The 18,644-nt window shown below is 54.6% G+C and carries 11 protein-coding genes and 1 pseudogene; 5 read left to right on the plus strand and 7 right to left on the minus strand.

The genetic code is table 11. The features are described 5' to 3' along the window. Positions 1-170: 170 nt before the first annotated feature. The 5 genes from EL257_RS13365 to EL257_RS13385 all read right to left on the minus strand — a co-directional run bounded on the left by EL257_RS13365 (position 171) and on the right by EL257_RS13385 (position 6,441). Entirely contained in the window at positions 171-1,235 is a 1,065-nt protein-coding gene (locus EL257_RS13365) for a lactonase family protein (protein ID WP_126363229.1), read from the minus strand. Positions 1,236-1,258: 23 nt separating this feature from the next. Then, entirely contained in the window at positions 1,259-3,943 is a 2,685-nt protein-coding gene (gene acnA / locus EL257_RS13370; RefSeq protein WP_126363231.1) for an aconitate hydratase AcnA, read from the minus strand. Between the two features lie 143 nt (positions 3,944-4,086). Beyond that, positions 4,087-4,974, minus strand: coding sequence for a LysR substrate-binding domain-containing protein (locus EL257_RS13375; protein WP_126363233.1), 888 nt, complete (start codon positions 4,972-4,974; stop codon positions 4,087-4,089). 391 nt (positions 4,975-5,365) lie between these two features. Beyond that, complete coding sequence (locus EL257_RS13380; protein ID WP_126363235.1) at positions 5,366-6,061, minus strand: DUF421 domain-containing protein; 696 nt, start codon at positions 6,059-6,061, stop codon at positions 5,366-5,368. Between the two features lie 152 nt (positions 6,062-6,213). After that, positions 6,214-6,441, minus strand: coding sequence for a DUF6555 family protein (locus EL257_RS13385; RefSeq protein ID WP_073474362.1), 228 nt, complete (start codon positions 6,439-6,441; stop codon positions 6,214-6,216). Between the two features lie 534 nt (positions 6,442-6,975). Between EL257_RS13385 and EL257_RS13395 the strand changes: the two genes are divergently transcribed. The 3 genes from EL257_RS13395 to EL257_RS13405 all read left to right on the plus strand — a co-directional run bounded on the left by EL257_RS13395 (position 6,976) and on the right by EL257_RS13405 (position 9,019). Beyond that, positions 6,976-7,431: a chemotaxis protein CheB gene (locus EL257_RS13395; protein WP_126363237.1), complete on the plus strand. Its 456-nt coding sequence runs from the start codon at positions 6,976-6,978 to the stop codon at positions 7,429-7,431. Positions 7,432-7,458: 27 nt separating this feature from the next. Further along, entirely contained in the window at positions 7,459-7,986 is a 528-nt protein-coding gene (locus EL257_RS13400) for a hypothetical protein (RefSeq protein WP_126363239.1), read from the plus strand. Positions 7,987-8,179: 193 nt separating this feature from the next. Further along, complete coding sequence (locus EL257_RS13405) at positions 8,180-9,019, plus strand: alpha/beta fold hydrolase (RefSeq protein WP_126363241.1); 840 nt, start codon at positions 8,180-8,182, stop codon at positions 9,017-9,019. Positions 9,020-9,365: 346 nt separating this feature from the next. On the opposite strand, the gene EL257_RS13415 is transcribed toward EL257_RS13405, so the two are convergent. Further along, positions 9,366-13,172 carry an autotransporter outer membrane beta-barrel domain-containing protein gene (locus tag EL257_RS13415; RefSeq protein ID WP_172604482.1) on the minus strand — a complete coding sequence of 1,269 codons (3,807 nt, stop codon included), beginning with the start codon at positions 13,170-13,172 and terminating at the stop codon, positions 9,366-9,368. Positions 13,173-13,718: 546 nt separating this feature from the next. Here EL257_RS13415 and EL257_RS13420 point away from each other — a divergent pair. Next, a pseudogene (locus EL257_RS13420) lies at positions 13,719-14,399 on the plus strand (serine hydrolase domain-containing protein); the annotation flags it as partial. Positions 14,400-14,659: 260 nt separating this feature from the next. Further along, positions 14,660-15,799, plus strand: a complete 1,140-nt coding sequence (locus EL257_RS13425; protein ID WP_126363247.1) for a glutathione-independent formaldehyde dehydrogenase — start codon at positions 14,660-14,662, stop codon at positions 15,797-15,799. 90 nt (positions 15,800-15,889) lie between these two features. Here the strand turns inward: EL257_RS13425 and EL257_RS13430 are convergent, their stop codons facing one another. Continuing rightward, on the minus strand, positions 15,890-18,466 hold the full coding sequence (locus tag EL257_RS13430) for an EAL domain-containing protein (protein ID WP_126363249.1): 2,577 nt from the start codon (positions 18,464-18,466) through the stop codon (positions 15,890-15,892). Positions 18,467-18,644 lie beyond the last annotated feature (178 nt).

The raw sequence follows: 18,644 nt of genomic DNA on the forward strand, positions 1-18,644 counted from the left end.
TGGTTGGAGGGCTTGCCGTCATGGGTTCGCATCAACAGCGTCAGCACGAAGGCTGAACTACCGGCAGACACAGAGTCTCACGGAGCCGCTTCGAGGCGACTGGCCTTGTTCTTGTTCGTGGTCGGAAGCTTGGTGTCGAGAGAGCGGGTTAGCCTAGCTCTCGCACCGCATCAAGATGATTGCGAGGAGGAGAAAATCATGCAAACCGGGCTGCCCGTGGATACCTCGAAACCCGTGGCTCGTAACGTGCCGTGATCTTGATCCACGGCAAACGTTACGATGCTGTCGCTATCTTCATTAAGGGCTAGCAGATAGCGTCCATTCGGCGTCAGTGTAAAAAAACGCGGCGTACGCCCTCCGCTATGCACCGCCTCTATGAATCCAAGCGACCCGTTTTGAGGGTCGATTGCAAAGACGGCAATACTGTCATAACCACGATTTGATGCGTACACAAACCGTCCATCACGATCTAATTGAATTCCTGCCGCTCTGCTATTGCCGGTAAAGCTTTGTGGCAGCGTGGACAGTATTTGTTTTGGGCTGAGCGTGCCGCTCTCGGCGTCGTAATCGTAGGTGGTGACAGTTGAGTCGAGCTCGTTGACCACGTAAGAAAAATCACCTCCGGGGTGGAAGGCGGCGTGACGAGGCCCGGCTGTTTCACGGGTAGCGACCGATGGCGTTGTGGCCGGACTCAGGCGCCCAGCGGAGAAGCGGAAAGAGAAAACTTTGTCCAACCCTTTGTCCGGTACGATCACAAACCGACCATGGTTATCAAATAGGCTGTAATGGGGCTTGGCATGGGGCTGTTCGATCCTGTGTGGCCCTGGCTCGCCCACCATCTCTACCAACTGGCTCAATGGAGCAAGGCTGCCGTCATCCTGAACTGGAAAGACGGCAAGGCTAGCGCCTATGTGATTGGTAACAACCAGATACCGCTCTGATGGATCAAGCGCTAGGTGTACCGGATTCTTGCCTTGCGTATTTTGCGTATTCAAAAGGGTCAATTGCCCGGTGCGTTTGTCGATGCGGAATGCGCTCACATCGCTCTGATCACCGTGGACTGTATAGAGCGTGTCTGCGCTGCGATTGAGTGCGAGGAACGATGGATTGACCAAGTCACGTACGACTTGAGCCAGCTCCAATGTTCCTTCATCCTGATTCACGGCATAGACACTGATACCTTCTCCACGCGCGTTGCGTTCGCGAGTGGTGCGGCTACCGACGTAGGCGTACATAACATTCTCCATGATCAATGCCATCAGGCGTTGGCAGGGCTTTCTGCGCGGTGAAGCATCTTGCGCACCACGTATGGCAATATTCCGCCTTGAGAGAGATAGATGAGCTCCTGGCGGGAGTCGAGATTGAGCTGCAGATCAACATGTTGCTCCTGCTTATCAGTTCGCTCGATACGCAAAGTGATGATGTTCATGCCAACAGCCAGTTGCTCGAGCCCATTGAATGTCAGCTGTTCATGCCCTTGGAGCGACAGATCCTGAGCGCTAGTACCCTCGACAAACGTCAGCGGCAAAATACCCATCCCGATAAGATTACTGCGGTGAATTCGTTCGAAGCTACGTGCTACGACGGCACGCACGCCGAGCAATGCCTGCGCTTTCGCTGCCCAATCACGGCTGGAGCCCGCGCCATAGTTAATTCCGCCGAACACAACCAGCGGTGTTCCCTGTGCCAAGTAACTCGCAGAAGCCTCATAAACTGGCAGCACCTGTTGACCATCTGCTGTCCATGCCCAGGCTCCTAAGCCAGGCTGCTCACCGAGTAACAAATTGCGCACCGAGCGGTTGGTGAATGCACCCCGCAACATGACCTCGTGATTACTGCGTCGCGTTGAGTATTGGTTAAGGTCGACCGGATCTTCGCCATGCTCAATAAGCCATTTTCCGGCTAGGCTATCTCTAGGTATAGAACCAGCGGGCGAGATGTGGTCGGTGGTGACGTTGTCGCCCAAAACCATGAGAATCCTTGCATTGTCGATTGCCAAAGTTTTCGGCGGCTCCGCTTCAATACTTTCCAAATAGCGTGGCCGGCGGAGGTAGGTGGAGGCGGGATCCCATGGAAATTGGACACTTCCTGCTGCACTGAGCGCCTGCCAATGGTGAGTTCCGTCCCATACGGTTCGCAGACGCTCCGCAAAGAATTCTGGCTTTACTACGCGGCTAGCGAGTTCCGCAACTTCTTCATCGCTTGGCATTAGTTCGCTGAGATATACGTCCCGTCCACCGCTGTCTCGGCCCAATGGCTGATTGACCAGATCGATATGGATATCGCCCGCTATAGCGTACGCGACCACCAATGCAGGGGAGGCTAGGTAACCTGCAGGCACCTTGGGGTTCACTCGGCCTTCGAAATTCCGATTGCCCGACAGCACGGCTACGCCTTTGAGTCCCTGTTCAGCAAAGGCTTCGACGTGAGATTCGAGACTGCCCGAGTTGCCAATGCATGTCATGCATCCGAAGCCTGCGAGATCGAAGCCCAGTGCGGCGTAGTCCTCGAGCAGTTGGGCTTCACGCAGATAGTCGGCGACTACTTGGGAGCCTGGCGAAAGGGAGGTCTTAACCCAAGGCTTGCGGATAAGTCCCAGCTTTCGCGCCTTACGTGCCAGTAGGCCAGCTTGAATCATCTGTGCCGGGTTGGCCGTATTTGTGCAACTGGTGATAGCCGCAATGACCACTGCGCCATGACCAATAGACTCTCCGAAGCTTGGCTCATCAAATTGGCCAGGCGCGGTAGTTGCGATCAACTGAGCGCCGATAACATGCTCATCAAATGATGCACCTGCTTGCGCTAAAGGCTGACGCTGATGGGGCTGGTGCGGCCCAGCGACGCTTGGTTCAAGACTCGCGAGATCCAACTCGATAACATCTGCAAATACAGGCTCTGGTGTCTGCGAATGACGCCATAGTTGCTGGACTTCCATGTAACGCTCAGCTTTGGTGCGCAGGGCTTGTGAACGACCGGAAAGCTTCAAATAGCGTGACGTTTCATCGTCGAACGGGAAAAACACCACGGTCGCGCCGTACTCAGGTGCCATGTTGGCTACGGTGCCTCGGATAGCCCAAGTGAGATTATCCAACCCTGGGCCGCAGAACTCTACGAACTTGCCGACCACTTTGCGTTTGCGAAGAATCTCGGCAACGTAGAGAGAAAGGTCTGTCCCAGTGACGCCAGGTCGCAGCGCATTGGTCACGCGGATCCCAATCACTTCGGGAAAACTGATCGGTACCGGCTCGCCCAGCATGGCGGCTTGGCCTTCAAGCCCGCCAACGCCCCAGCCAAGAATCCCGATAGCGTTGATCATGGGGGTATGGCTGTCGGTCGCGACCATATCGTCTGGATGCAACAGACGCTGGCCGTCCGGGCCCTCACTTTCCCAGACGACTTGGGCCATCGCCTCCATGTTCATCTGATGGATGATTCCAGTCCCTGGCGGAATGACCTTGAAATTTGCCAGGCTCTTCTGGGCCCATTTGATGAACTGATAACGCTCACCGTTACGGCGGAAGTCGATGTCCAAATTTGCTTCTACTGCATCCGGATCGGCATAGCGCTCGACAATTACCGAGTGATCAATGGCTAGCACAGCGGGAATTACTGGATTTACTCGCTCGGGATCCCCACCCAGCTCCGCTATCCGGTCTCGCATGCCCGCAAAGTCTGCTAGCGCAGGCAGGCATGTGGTGTCATGGAACATAAGACGATTGGGGAAGAACGGAGCTTCGCAGGCAGGCCCTTTACCAACCGCACAAGCAAGTACCGATTCGAGAGCTTCTGGCGAGCAACGTGCTACGTTTTCCAGCAACAAACGAATCGAGTAAGGGAGGCTTTCTAACTCCGACTGGGTCAGAAGCTTGCGAAGGTCAACGTAGGAGTAATGCTCATTAGCTACATCTAGAAGACTGAAATAAGAATTGGAGGTCAGGGTCATGATTGTCTCGTTATTGTACGGGGCAATCTGCTGCCCTAATGACCCGATCCTAGGGGCAGAAGAGGTAAACGAAAATTGATCATTCACCAAACCAGCGTTCGTGAGAGGAGAACGCTCCGCTAACTACGCGCCGTTTGATGTCATCAATGATTTTTCCCTAAGTGTTCAACGAGCGTCCTTACTGTCGGCGAAAGCAGCTCTGAGCTCCTCATTCCAATTACCAGACTGCGCGTCGCCCATGATTCGTCAAGGAGCGTCATCTTGAGCTTTAAAGGACGAAGATATTGCTGGATAGCGGCTTTTGGCAAAATGGCGATTCCCACCTTCACGCTTACTAGCCGACACATACATTCGAAACTGCTGACACGAACGCGCACACGCATTTCTCTCCCTGTAGCGGGCTGTTGCTGGGCGAACAGCTTATAGAGAGAGCTGTCGAGGTGAGGGCCAATAAATTCATGCTCCAAGGCATCATGGAATGAAATCTTTCCCTTTTGAGTTACGACATGATCATTGGGAGTTACCACAACGAGTTGATCTTGGCGGTATGGGAGTATCTCGAGACCTGCGGCAGGGGTGTGCTCAGCGAATATGCCGAGATCAGCCCGGCCCTCTATTACGGCCTTAACCACAGCCGTTCCAACACGTTCTTCTATGTCGAAATTAATCAGAGGATAGCTGGCTAGAAAGCGCTCCAAATCGGTAGGAAGAAATTGCGCCAACACCGATGTAATTGCGTGAATCCGAATATGACCTTTCACGCCGGCGGAGTAACTGGCCAGTTCTTCGTCCATGTGGCCGAGCACCAAACGCAGTTCACGTGCGTAGTGCAGCACTGACTGACCGGCAGGTGTTAGGTCTACACCTCGTGCATAGCGCAGCAGCAGGGCCGAGCCAACCTGTTCTTCTAGCTCGGCTACCCGTTTGCTAACAGCCGATACAGCTAAATGTAAGCGTTCAGCAGCGCGGGTTAGGTTGCGCTCTTCGGCTACAGCAATGAAGACGTCCATAGTGACGAGGTCGTAACGCATTTATTCCGTCCCTTTTCGTTGAGCACCAGAATACATATCTAATGCCGACGATACGAGGCAGCCATTGGCTAGACCGTCGGCGAGGCTGACATTCCAGCGACGTCAGGTCACACCAGAGAAGGACTGCTCTTCGGATGCGCCTATCGGGGAAGCAGGCCCACTCGAAGCGTTCCATATAGGCAATGCCATTTACGGCAGCGATCACTGGTTAGTAGATATCTGTAACACGCTATGCCTCAGTTAATTGGAAGCGCAGCAGCTATCCTTGCTCGTCGCTCCTTCGGGCACGGCCCGGCTCAAAATGGCCTCTGAAGGGGAGCTAAAGTCTGCTTGATGTGACCGGTATTTTCACGAATCGCCCACAACGCGCCGCGAACGTCGTCCTCAAGCGTCACCGACAGCGTGGTGTTGTGAGTGCGATTGACCAGATGTCATGGTTACACCGAGAGCAGTCTGCTCGTTGACCTCCGACAATATGATGAGAGAAACCGCAATTTACGCAGCAGTACAAGGCCGATGCAGGCGCAGTTTCAAACTCGGCACGATGCTCTAATGGCAGGACGGATAGCCCAGGGCGCAGATCTTTCTGTTCGAAAAAATAAAGGCTGACGTCGCCGTCGGTCTCAACTAGACCGAGCCTTACTTGTCCGAGATGTTCAACCCCTTGCTGTCGTAACTCCATCAACAATTCGTTAGATGAGATGTTCAACGTTTCTAAAGACTTGAGTTCGTAGAGACCGTCGCGGATGACGGTTACCGGTAGCCCATCCATCCAGGCTTCGAACTTCTTGCTCTTCGTCATCACCAGAACGGTAAGCCGGTACAGAAGCAGGAGCGTGAGGAAGACCACTGCGACCGGCAATAGCGGAACGTCATGGTAGAAAGACACGTCTCCTGCCGCTGAGCCCAATGTCAGAATCACGACCAGCTCGAAAAGTGAAAGCTGTCTGATCCCTCGTCGACCGCTGGATTTCAAAAAAAAAAGAAACACTGCGAGAAAAGCGAAGGTGGCCCTGAATCCTACCTCCAGCAAAAATGCTAAGGGAAATTCGTCTATCAGCATCCGCTGGATATCGAAAGGCGACATCGTGACCTCGATTTTATTTACAGAGTAGACGACGGATCGAATCAACCTTCGGTTTCAAAAGCTGATGTCGAGTATTCAGCGGCTAATCGGACTTTGCGGGCGGTTACGACATGAAGCTGATTCATCAAAAGACCGCGCCATACCACACACTGCTACGTTGAGCTGGCTCGCCAAGTGACATCGGTAATGCCGTATTTTTCGGCTTGAGGCTTGGACACCATCTTCAGCGGCGGGCGGCCAGGTCTGGGAATGGGAGCTACGCCCGCATCGCAACTAGCCCAGTGCCAAGCATCAGCGTTTTGCATCGATTTGCTACGGATGATGAAGGACTTGGGCACACCATGAAGCTTGTAGTTGATGACGAATAGATTGTTTTCCATGACTTTGCTCCGTCTGCTCTGTGTTAACGGAGTCATCGAGCGCGGAAAAATTCAAAAAAATCAGGGGCTTCACCACCAGTATTGATTCAGGGCAGTGGAGATGCAGTTTCATCCGCTGAGCACCAACCAAGTCCTGCATCGCCTCACGATTTTGAAGCCAGTCTCAGCGTTTACTTATGGGATTCCCGGGCTGCAGAAGCTCCGCTACTGCGACAACCATCTCATCCAGCGACCAAGGCTTGTGCAGGTAAATCGTTTGAGCTGGCACTTCATGGCGCCTCGCTTTTCTGATCGTCCACGAGAGCATCAAACCCTTCCAATCGTGCGTTTGAGGCTACGAATGCTGCGGAGCAATCCCTTGATCTGGATCAAATATCGATCAATTTTTTCGAACTTTCCCTGAGAGGTATCTATCAAAACTAGGAATGGGGTAAGCGCATCACCGGGGAAGATCGACAAGCACTTATTCGCGAATAAATTGAGGCAGCTGAGTCAAATTCGGGTGTGCAACAGCTAGCGACCTAGGATCGATGCATGCAGCAAGAAAACCACAACCACCAAGTTTTAGTCATCGGCACGTCCATCGGCGGGCTCGGTGCATTACGTGCGTTTCTGGCGGGGCTTCCGTCTGATTTAAATGCGGCTGTCTTCGTCACGATGCACATCGGAGACCAACCTAGTTCTCTCCCCAACCTCCTTACCCAATCGAGCCAATTGCCCGTAGGCTTCGCTGTGAGCCAAGAGCAGGTAGTGACGGGTCGTGTATACATAGCCCCTCCCGATAAGCATCTCCTTGTCAAAAAAGGAGCTATTCAGATCACTCGAAGCGCAAAGGAAAACCACTCGCGACCTGCGATTGATCCGATGTTTAGATCGGGTGCCATCAGCTACGGAAGCAATGCCATAGGGGTGTTGATGACTGGCGAACTTGATGACGGTGTAGTTGGGCTTCAGGCGATAAAGGCCTATGGCGGATTGGCCTTCGTATAGGATCCTGAAACTGCCGAAGCGCCCTCAATGCCGACGAGCGCTCTTCGTCATGTAAGTGTTGACGGATGCCTGCCGCTCACCGAGTTGAGTAGGAGGCTCGTACAGATCATCAATCAACGCATAGCCGGGGCGACAGCGTCTCCTGAGTCAAAACATATCGAGCCATTCGCTACGGAGAATGATCTGGCTGAGGATTTCAGCAAGGGTGGTTCCTACGCACTGGATGAGATCGGCCAAGTTGCAGGCATCTCCTGTCCTGAATGCGGAGGCGCTCTGTGGGAGGTAGACGCGTCATCGCCCCGGTTTCGCTGCCATACCGGTCATGCCTATACCGCCGCCGCATTATTTCATGCGCAGGATGAAACGATTGAGGAAGCACTCTGGGTGGCCATTAGAGCGTTGCATGAAAAACAGTTACTCCTTGGTCGGCTCGTGCAGAGCAGCAAAGATGCCGGGCGCCAGGGCGCGTTACGAGAATACGAACTTGCAAGCGAGGGGCTCGAAAGCCACAAGGCGACTCTTCGAGGATTGGTTTCATCCTTACGTCCCGGTTGAACGCGCGCCGAATCGTTTTTTTTTATTGTGGCCCCGAGTAACGTGTGCGGCTCCGGTGAGGATGTTCAAAAGATAATTTGAAGCCTCTATCAGGGTGTCTATCGCCGAAAAAAATGAGTTTATGAGGGCTGCCGGTGCTAGATCGCCATAACAGCTCATCTAGACTGCTGAACGGATGACGGAGGAGGTGTCCATGCCGAGCCGGATCATGACCGTTAAAGACTTGCAGGTGAATGTTTCAATCGCCGGGCAAGGCCCTCCGTTAGTGCTACTCAACGGCCTGGGAGGTTTGATCAAAACCTTCGATGCTCTGCGCAACGAATTGAGCGACTACACAACGATCACGCTGGACGTGCCTGGTGTCGGAAAATCGCAAATGCCCCGTTGGCCGATGCGTTTGCCAAGTCATGCCGATCTCATTGCCGAAATGCTCAAGCAACTGGCTATCGACCATGTTGATGTATTCGGCGTCAGTTGGGGCGGTGCATTGGCGCAAGAGTTTGCTCTTCGTCATCCCACCATGGTACGACGGCTTATTCTGGCGGCGACTTCCGCGGGCCCGGTTCTACTGGTGAAGCCCGCTGACATCCTGGAGTTCTTTAGAGGAAGCGCAGGCGCCAAACAGCGGAAACGAGATGGTTCAGTCAATTCGACACAGGCGCTGCTGCGTTTCGGTGTTGTAAAGCGAATGCTAACTGTACGCCTGCGAACCTATCATCACCAGTTGGCCGCTTTGGTAGGCTGGACAAGTCTGCTGCGGTTATTCCGCTTGCGCTCGCGCACGCTTATTCTGATCGGCGACCGTGACACCCTGGTACAGCCTTACAACGCGCACATCCTGAAACGCTCAATTCCACAATCCGAACTCCGCGTGCTTCAGGGCGAAGGGCATTTTTTCGTAGTGACCAGCGCTAGGCGAACTGCTGATTTGATACGCGAATTTCTTTGCCGGCAGCAGAGCGGTGAAGGCCCAGCCCCGGAGATCGCTAACCGCGCTGGTAAGCAACGCTTGCAGCGAACCAAGACTGTTTAAGCTTTGCCATGCCAAAGCTCTCCCTGCTGTGTAGCGGCTACGCTCCGCGCGATTTCGGTGATGAACAACGTACTGAGCTATTTTCTCGGCCCTATAGCGTTTTTCGCTGCTCACATGGAACCGTCTTTGGAAGCTGGGCTTCGACATGGAGCGTTAACTCCATCAGAGCCGCCTTTAGTGCGAGCTGATTTTGATACATTCTTTCCGGCACGTCAGACAACGAGTGTTCGCCTGCCATTTTGCCTCTCCTGTCGGTGGAATCATCTGAGTTCACTGAGCGCTAACCCGACACTCCCGAACTCCCGTCTGAGGGGCCTAGCACGCCACGCAGAGAAAGACGTTTAAATTAGAAGTCGTATTTCACCCCCAGCATCCCTTCATAGCTATGGTTGTCGCCGTCGAAGGACTTCTGGTAGCCCGCAGACACGAAGAAGGTGACCTTTTTGTCTGCTTGGTAGTCGACGCCTAGATTCGCTTCCCACCAGCTTCCACCGACGTCAGATTCGAACGGCACAGCGCCATTCGCTGATGAGAATTCAGTTTTGGGTTGGCCCTTGAATTCGTGCCAGACACTTGGGCGTAGCCAGCCATTGGTACGTAGCGTTTCACCCTTGTCGTTTTCACGAAACCAGTCCTTGGAAGCTCGTACGCCGAGTCGGCCAATCAGCGAGTCGACGTCTTTGAAGCGTACGTCAGCTGCGACGTCGTCACTGTTATCAAGATCAATCTTTGAATAAATCACTTGAGCCTGCGGTTCGAGATAAAGGTTTTCGTACAGATTCTCTCCTTCACCCTCGCTGACGAGGAACGGGTATCCGGTTTCGAGAGATGCGGTGTATCCCCAACCCTTGGTTTCAAGTTTTCCTATGTCGTTGGGCTTGGCTTCGATATCGAATCGGTGAAGTTGCAGGACGCCGTCTACGTACCCTCCGTCAGGGCCAAAGTGCGTCCAGTAGCCGCCCAGGCTGTACGCTCGAAGCACGTTGTCGCCAGCGCCGAAACCGGTGTAATGCTTAACGCCACCGTCGATCTTGCCGACGGCCAACGACACGCCGGCCTGATCATGACTGCCGTCCGTGTCTTCGCCACGATACAGATCAAGACCAACCTGAAACGCTTGCATGTCGTAGTTGTATGCGGGCGAATCGCCAAATGGGCCGCTGTGGCCGCTTTCCCGCTCGCCGCTGCGATAAATCATACGACCCCAGCCAAGGGAAGGGCCATAGGTTTCTTCATGTTCCTTGACTAGCGGATCATCTGGCATCCGCCGCTCTTCGGCGACTCGCTCATGAAGGGTATCGACCAAGCCACGGCTATACACCAGCGCCAAGGCCGGAATGGCACCGTAAAGCGAGGTCTCCGGGCGGAAGTTTGGCACCGCTGGCGTCGGGGGGCCTGGGGGGCTGGGCGGCGCAGGCGGAGTCGGTTCGGCGGTTGAACGCAAATACCAGGCTTCGCCATTACTGCCATCAACACTTGCGCGTTGCAGCGTGTACTCGTAAGGGCCTGCAATGGCTCGCCCACCCAGGCGGAAGGCGTTGGCAGATGTTGTCGCGCCGTTTATGGCATCAACGACAAGGATGCCATTGCCGGTGGTCAGCGCACCTCGGCCGAGAGTGCCGCTGGCGTCGCGGGCATTACGAATCAGCAGCGCGGTGTTGCCTGTGGGCAAGGGTGTTGCCGTCCCACCGTCGATAATCAGCTTGTCCGAAGGCGATCCGTCACTTGCGAGAAAGGTGTTGAGACCGATGGCTCCATCCCCGCTGTAGTTGTTCACGGTCAGTGTTTTGAAGACGCCACCCACGGGTGCGGAAAAATCGATCAGGCTGGGATCGTTGACCAGATTGGTCACGTTCGAGTTGCCGGTCATACGCCACAGGCTGTTATTGGCCAGGGTGAGGTTGGAAACGCTGCCGGGAGCAGTGAACGCAGAACCAGTAACGGTCGATCCGGACAGTGTCACGTTTGCAAGACCGGGGCTGACCGGTGGCGCGGGTGCGGTGATCGGAGGCGACTGCAGCGGCGGTAGGTCACCGGTAATCTCATCTGGGAAATCCGCAGGGCCTGTCAGCGGGGGAAGGGGTGCTGCCAGAAGTGGAAAATCGCCGAGCGTCCCTACGCGCAGCCATTCGCTTCCGCCCGCCGCGCTGGAATTGGTCAGTGTGATGTTTGCATCACCCGCCACTCCGATTATCGGGCCACTGCTGTTGGTCAGCGTGCTGCGGGTGAAGTCTGCCGTAGAGACCGCGCCGGGAATCCCGAGAGCGTAAAGGCCCATCGCATTTGCGCCGCTAGCAGTAACCGTTGCGTCGACGCCATTGATTCGGCCACCGATTACCGCGACCGCGCCATGGGCATCAGCTCCCGTGGTCTGAATCGAGGTTTGGTTGAGTGTCACTGAGGTCGGATTGTCGCGTGAAAATGCGCCGTGCGCTCCTGCGCCGTTGGTCACTACAGAGCTGCGGTTGGCGACTACGTTAGCCTCACCCCGACCCGTGGGCGCCGTACCATAATCCTCAAGCGTTGCCCGAAGACCCGTCGCCCCGATGCCCTGGGTGGTGACAGACGTATCGTTGATCGTCACGGTTGCGGTCTCGACGGCCTGATCATTACGCGCCTGCGCAGCAACACCGTGTGCATTCAAACCGGTTGTGGCAACAGTGGTGCGGTTGGCGGTGGTATTAGCGTTGAACTGCGTGCCGACCTGCTCTGAAATCGCGAACAGCCCGATGCCGCGATCTCCGCTCGTCGTGATCCGCACATTGTTGAGCGTTGATGTACCGCCATCGTCCGACCATGCGCCCATCGCAGATAGACCAGACGTATTGACCACGGTGTCGGTGGCTACCAGCGTGCCGTTGGGGTTGCGTGCACCAAGGCCATGAGCGAATGACGATTGCCTGACTTGGTCACCGCTAGTGGTAACAGTGCCTCCGTTGAGGGTGATAGTGCCGCCAAGGTCGGCAATGGCGCCCATCGCATTGTCGTCACCGGTAGTAATGATGGTCACGTTGTTCGCTGTGACCGTCCCAGGTGTACCAGTGGTGCTACTAGCGCTGATCGCGGCGGAGTTCGGGCCGGATGTGGTGATGGAGCTGTCGCTGACGGTGATGTTTGCGCCATTCCTGGCGGTCAGGCCGATACTGACAGAGGGAGTCGTGGTGGTAATGCTGCTGTTGGTCAATGTTAGAGATGAGCCGGCGCCTTCCACTTGAACACCAGGCGCGAAGGTGCCCGTTACGCCACTGATCAAGACGCTGCTGTCGGCAACCTGCGCTGCGCCGCCTGATTTTATTGAAATTCCGAATGCCCGTGCGCCACCTACTTGGATCGCCGTATCCGAAACCTGAGCTTGAGAACCGGCGCCTTCAACTGAAAGGCCGTAGCCGCGTCCACCTGTAGTGGTAATCGAACTACCGCTTCCACTCATCACCACCTGACCACCGTTGATGGCCCTCACACCTGCGTTGGGAAAGTTGTCGTTGTTGCTTGAGCCAGTGTTGTTGAAAGTGCTGCTGATCAAATTCAGCGAGGCGCCGGCATCAGCCAGAGCAGCTGACGAATTGAGGCCTGAAGCGTTAGCCGTGACATCTGTAGCACTGATCTGACTTCCTGCGCCCGTGGCGAAGAGCGTGTGACTTCCTGCCAGGGTGGTTGCGTTCGTAGTACCTGCTGAAGTGACCTGTGTTCCGCTGAGAATTACTGCTCCCCCATCTTGAGCAAGCACACCGAAGGCACCACGTGAACTGGTGCTTACCGATCCCCCCGTGACATTGATCTGACTACCTGACCCGGTGGCTACCAGCCCGTAGTTGCCCGTTCCGTTCGCGCCGCCGGTTACCTGCACGGTGGTGTTGCTCAGCGTTACCGTTCCGCCCGAGTCTGCGGTCGCCCCGTGCATATTCAGAGAGGTTCCGGAGTTAGGTGTCAGGTCTATCGTAGCGTTGCTCGCTGAAACAGTGCTGCCGACCCCGGACGCTTGGACACCGACTTGCCCGGTAGCAGCCGCACCGACAGAGGTGGTAGCAACTACGCTGGAGTTGAAGCTGATAACTGCGCCCGTAAGCGCCATGGCACCCGTGGTGGTAGCAGCGCCAAGGTTAACAGTGATGCCGTCGCCAATTATCTGTCCAGCCGCGCCGTTGGCACTCAATCCGGTAGAGCCGGCAGGTGTAACCGTTAGGGTAGTGCCCGGCGTTACGGTACAGTCAGTATTGTTCGCTAGGGCAGGGGAAGGGCAGATACCCGCAGAATGTGCTGGAGTAGCGCCCCAGCATGTTAGGGCAAGGGCTACGGCTAGTTTCAAAGGAACCCGGCTGCTATAACAGACTTGGTAGACCGAAATGGGCGCTAACGACGGCGCACGCGCTGGGTTGTAAGTTGGACACAACCAACCCGTGCGATGAGTGAAAGCTTGGTGCGATTGAAATGATCCAAGTGTCTGCACCATGGTGACCAACTCCCTTTGTCGAACCTTACGGCGATTACCGAGCTAATCCTTTCTGTTCAACCCAGAGCGAACAGGCGCGGCTAACCCTGCGTTAAATCGGGCAGGGAGGTTTCAAACGATCTGCTTGATAGGTCTAGACGAATTTAGATGCTTTGCTAATCCAAAGTTACGACCGGTCATGCGGAATCCGGTTCATCCTTCGAATCGCTGCGGCCCGTTCAAAGCTCTAGATCAATTTCGAGGAAGCCAATGCTCAGTGCACTCGTGGTAAACGGTCAGCCACATCCACATGAACAGGGAGAGCTCTCCGTGCCTTGGTGGAGTTTTACGAAAACCGTTTTGGCTACGACGGCTCTCTCGTTAGTCCGTGACCGCCTTATAGGGCTAGACGATCCCGTTTTCGATCAGCCCTACACATTGCGCCAGCTACTGCGGCATGAGGCAGGTCTCGCCGACTACGGCGAACTTGGCGAGTACCACCGGGCCGTTGCGAGCGGTGAGTCGGCGTGGTCTGCAGATGAAATGTTAAAACGCCTTGATGGTGCTCGACTGCGATACACCCCCGGAGCCGGGTGGCGTTATTCGAATGTGGGTTATCTGCTCATCGGAAGGCTCATTGAACGGTTGACTGATCTCGCGCTTGAGGATGCTGTGAATCAACAGGTACTCGCTCCTCTGGGCTTGTCCAACGTCCGCTTCGCTAAAACGCGAGCAGACTTAAATACAAATCACATGGTGGACACTCTAAACTATGACCCCGCCTGGGTTTACCACGGCCTGTTAATCGGCTCAGTTTCGCAAGCGGCGTTATTTTTGGATCGACTCTTCTGCGCAGACTTGCTTTCAGCGGGCTTGCTCACTGAGATGCGAGGAGCACGCACATTGGGCGGGCCCATTCCCGGCCGTCCGTGGATCGCACCGAGTTATGGCCCTTGTGGGGTTACGTGTTGTTTAACGAAGTGCCGGACGCCTTTACATGGGCTGGAATGCTGTTGATCTTGATCGCAGGTTGGACGATTTTTCGCATCCAGAAAAAGGTTGGATAAGCGCCCTTTATCGCGCAACTGGCTCGTCCATTGGCCGCTCGTCACCCCCCACGTCATTTGGTTGAACATACGTTCATGTCTTCCTGACAGATTAAGTCTGAGCAGACGAAATATGTCTTTCGTCTTGCCAACAGGAGAAAAACCATGAAAGCCATCGTTTACAACGGCCCGCGTGACGTGAGCGTGCAAAATGTCACCGATGCCAAAATTGAAAAACCAACAGACGTCCTCGTTCGGATTACCACGACCAACATCTGTGGTTCAGACCTGCATATGTACGAAGGGCGTACCTCAATGGAGACCGGTCGTGTTTTTGGACATGAGAACCTCGGTGAGGTTATCGAGGTGGGTGCCGGTGTTGATCGGGTCAAGGTGGGTGACCGCGTTTGCCTGCCGTTCAACATCGGTTGTGGTTTCTGTGAAAACTGCGAGAAAGGCCTGACGGGTTTTTGCCTGACAGCGAACCCTGGAACCGCAGGCGCCGCATATGGTTTTGCCGACATGGGGCCCTATCAAGGTGGGCAAGCTGAACTGCTGCGTGTGCCATATGCAGATTTCAACTGCCTGGTGCTACCCGAGGACGCGCAGGAGCGTGAAGACGACTACGTCATGCTCTCTGACATCTTTCCGACCGGCTGGCACGCCACCGAGTTGGCCGGGTTGCTGCCCGGTGAAAGTATTGCAATTTACGGTGCTGGCCCGGTCGGCTTAATGGCAGCTCACTCCGCCATGATCAAAGGTGCATCGCAGGTCTTTGTGGTGGACAACCATCCTGACCGACTGAAACTGGCTGCTCAGATGGGCGCCACGCCAATCAACTCGCTGGAGAAGGAAGCGGTGGAGCAGATTCTCAATCTGACTCATGGCAAAGGGACTGATCGCGGTTGCGAATGCGTGGGTTATCAGTGCTGCGACCGTCATGGTCACGAAGTCAATCACCTGACCATGAACAACCTAGTCGCATCGACCAAGGCTACCGGTGGGATCGGTGTCGTCGGTGTGTTTGTGCCAGAAGATCCAGGTGCCAGGAATGACCTCGCCAAGCAAGGCAAGATGGCCTTTGACTTCGGCGCTTTCTGGTTCAAGGGACAGCAAATTCGAACAGGTCAAGCCAACGTCAAAGCTTACAATCGTCGGCTGGCCGAGCTCATTCACCATGGCCGTGCCAACCCCGCGCAGATCATCTCCCATCGGCTGAATCTCGCCGAGGGGCCTGAGGCCTATAAGCATTTCGATGCGCGTGACAATGGGTGGACAAAAGTTGTGCTCAAACCTGCGGCTTGAGCCGGATGAGGGGATGCGCCTGATCATAAGATCAGGCCCATTCACCAGCTGCGTGACCAGGAGACAAATGATGCGAGTTAACGTGTAGGGCTAATTTCTCAGCTCCTGTCCAGCCATCAGCAAAGACTCAAAATCATCACTGTTTAACGGTCGGCTCAGAAAGTATCCTTGGCCCTCTTCGCAGCAAGCCTCTTTGAGCAAATCCAGATGTAGCCCGGTTTCAATACCCTCAGCCGTTACGGTCAAAGATAAAGCGCGGCCCAAACCTACGATGGCTTGAATGATCGACCTGTCCTCCTCGCTTTCCCCTAGACGGTTGACAAAACTGCGGTCTATTTTGAGACCGTCAAACGGGAACGAGCGCAGATAACTGAGCGATGAGTAACCAGTACCGAAATCGTCCATTGCAAGACGTATACCTAGCCGCTTCAGCGCTCGCATAACCTCGAGTGCACCTAATGCGTCTTCAAGCATGACACTCTCGGTCACTTCCAATTCCAGACGTTGTGCTTCAAGCCCCGTCGTTGTGATTGCCTTCTCTACTCGCTCAACCAAATTACCGCGTTGAAACTCGGTCGGGGATAGATTGACTGAAACAAAGAGGTTTATTGGCCAGCGGGCCGCATGGTCGCAAGCGGTTGTGAGGACCCAGTTACTTAGCGGAAGGATAAGACCTGTCTCTTCTGCAATAGGGATAAAAGTATCAGGGGATACAAGGCCTCGTTTAGGATGCTGCCAGCGTACAAGCGCTTCAGCTCCGACCATTTTGCCGTCTGCAATGCGATAGCGGGGCTGGAAATGGAGACGCAGCTCACCGTGTTTTATCCCATGGCGAAGATCGTTTTCGAGCTGGCGGCGTTCGATGATCTTGGTGTTCATTTCATTGGCATAGAATCGCCAGGTATTTCGACCTGCCGATTTCGCCTCGTACAAGGCGATATCCGCATATCGGAGTAATTCTGCGGCTTGCGTTGAATCGTTAGGTGCCATCGAAATTCCGATGCTGGCACTGACAAAAACCTCTTGATCCTCGATTCTGACTGGTTTTTCAATCGAATCAATCAAACGCCGGCATGCCGTTTCTACTTCTTCAGCAGAGCTCACATCGTTAAGAATTAACACGAACTCATCGCCGCCAATCCGCGCCACGAGATCCCCGCTGCGCACACACTCGCCTAACCGGCGGGATACTTCATTGAGCACCTCATCACCGGCTGCATGACCGAGAAGGTCGTTTACCGGTTTAAAGCGATCAAGGTCTAAAATAAGCATCACGAGGGGATGCTCGGGGGTCGGCGCAGCTTTGAGTTTGCCGTCTAGAAACTCCTGTAACCTTGTCCTGTTTGGGAGCCCTGTTAGCGCGTCATGCTGCGAAAGATACTCAATACGCCGACGCGCCTCCACCTCATCCGTTATGTCGGTCGCCGTACCCCGAAATCCGTGGTCGACGAGTCCCCGTGCCGATAATCGTGCAATTCGCGCAGTGCCTTTCGTATCGACGTATGAACATTGCACGCTGATGTTGTGACGGCGACCCGGGATGCAGAGCCATTGAGATATGGCGCCGAACTCCATGCAAAGCAAATCATCAATTTTTGCACCGATCCAGGCCTCTCGAGATAGCCCCGTAACACTTTCAAATCTTTCAGAAAGGTAGGTGAAGCGCCAGTCTTGATTTATTTCCCAGATCCAATCGGAGCTTGCTTCCGCGATATCCCGAAAACGGGCTTCACTCTCAGCGAGGGCTACCTGGCTTAATTGCAAATGCTCATAGCTGCAATCGAGTGCTTTGGCGGCAGCTGTCGTACGTCGAAGAATGGCCCATATCATGAAGCCTACCAGAAGAGCACCTGTGGCAATCAATGGAAGTATGAAACCCAACAATCGGATGCCGGGCTTTGCCGGTTCCCAATGCAATCCACCGGCCGATCCGTGGTCGCCTAGCAGCAGGATGGATTTCTTGTGAATCTCGTCAGGTGTAGCGACGTGCAATCCTTCGATTCCATAATCACTTCCGATTGCCTGCAGCTTGACGTTGTCCAGTGTTTCCACGAAAAGCAGTACCGAAGATGGCCCATTTTCAGATTGGACAGTGGGATCTGCTCCAGGGGTGATCGCCGCTGCTGCAACGAGAGTAGGAACGCCGCGAACATTGAGGAAAGTAGTTACTGTTGTTTCACTATCTGCGCCCCGACGAGCTTGGTCGAGCACTGGCCCTAAAGGTTGTCCCAGCCAGTCCGCAGCTTCAACGGTCGTCAGCTCACCTTTTACGACCGAGTAGACGCTCTGATCTCCTGCGTTTACTACGAATAGGCCCGGGAAACCAAAATCAGAATAAAGCGTCGGGCCCAGGTTCTGTCGGGTGAACGCCCAGTCTGCATCCACGGTTTTGTGTAGATGTTTGTATGCGTCGCCCCAAAAGGCGTAATCCTTGATGGTGGATCGAAGATTTTTTTCAAGCGTCTGAACGGCCTTTTCGGCGTAAAAAGCGCTCCTGGTTTCTTCAGTGCCATCTAGATTTTTCGCTACAAAAGCCAGCATGCCGGTAGCGAGGATGAACACTGTACCCAGTAACCCAGCAAACTTGAATAATGAGGCTCTAGTGAGCGAAACGCTTGAATTTAACGGGGCTTCGCGGGCAGTGATAAAAGCGTCAGGTTTCGACATAACACTCCAGTGATAAATCTTAGATTTGGTCTCGGTCACTTTTAACGACAGCGGGATAATTTCTTCAGCAGTGACCAGAGCTTAGTGGCTTTTTGGGGCCATCGTAAGGGGAGTTCGTTCATGTTTAGAAGGCTTGATATTTCGCTTGCCAATCCGGGCGAAGGTTTGAGACCTATCG

Origin of the sequence: Pseudomonas fluorescens (genome assembly GCF_900636825.1) — a bacterium.
In the GTDB taxonomy this organism is placed as follows: Bacteria; Pseudomonadota; Gammaproteobacteria; order Pseudomonadales; family Pseudomonadaceae; genus Aquipseudomonas; species Aquipseudomonas fluorescens_BG.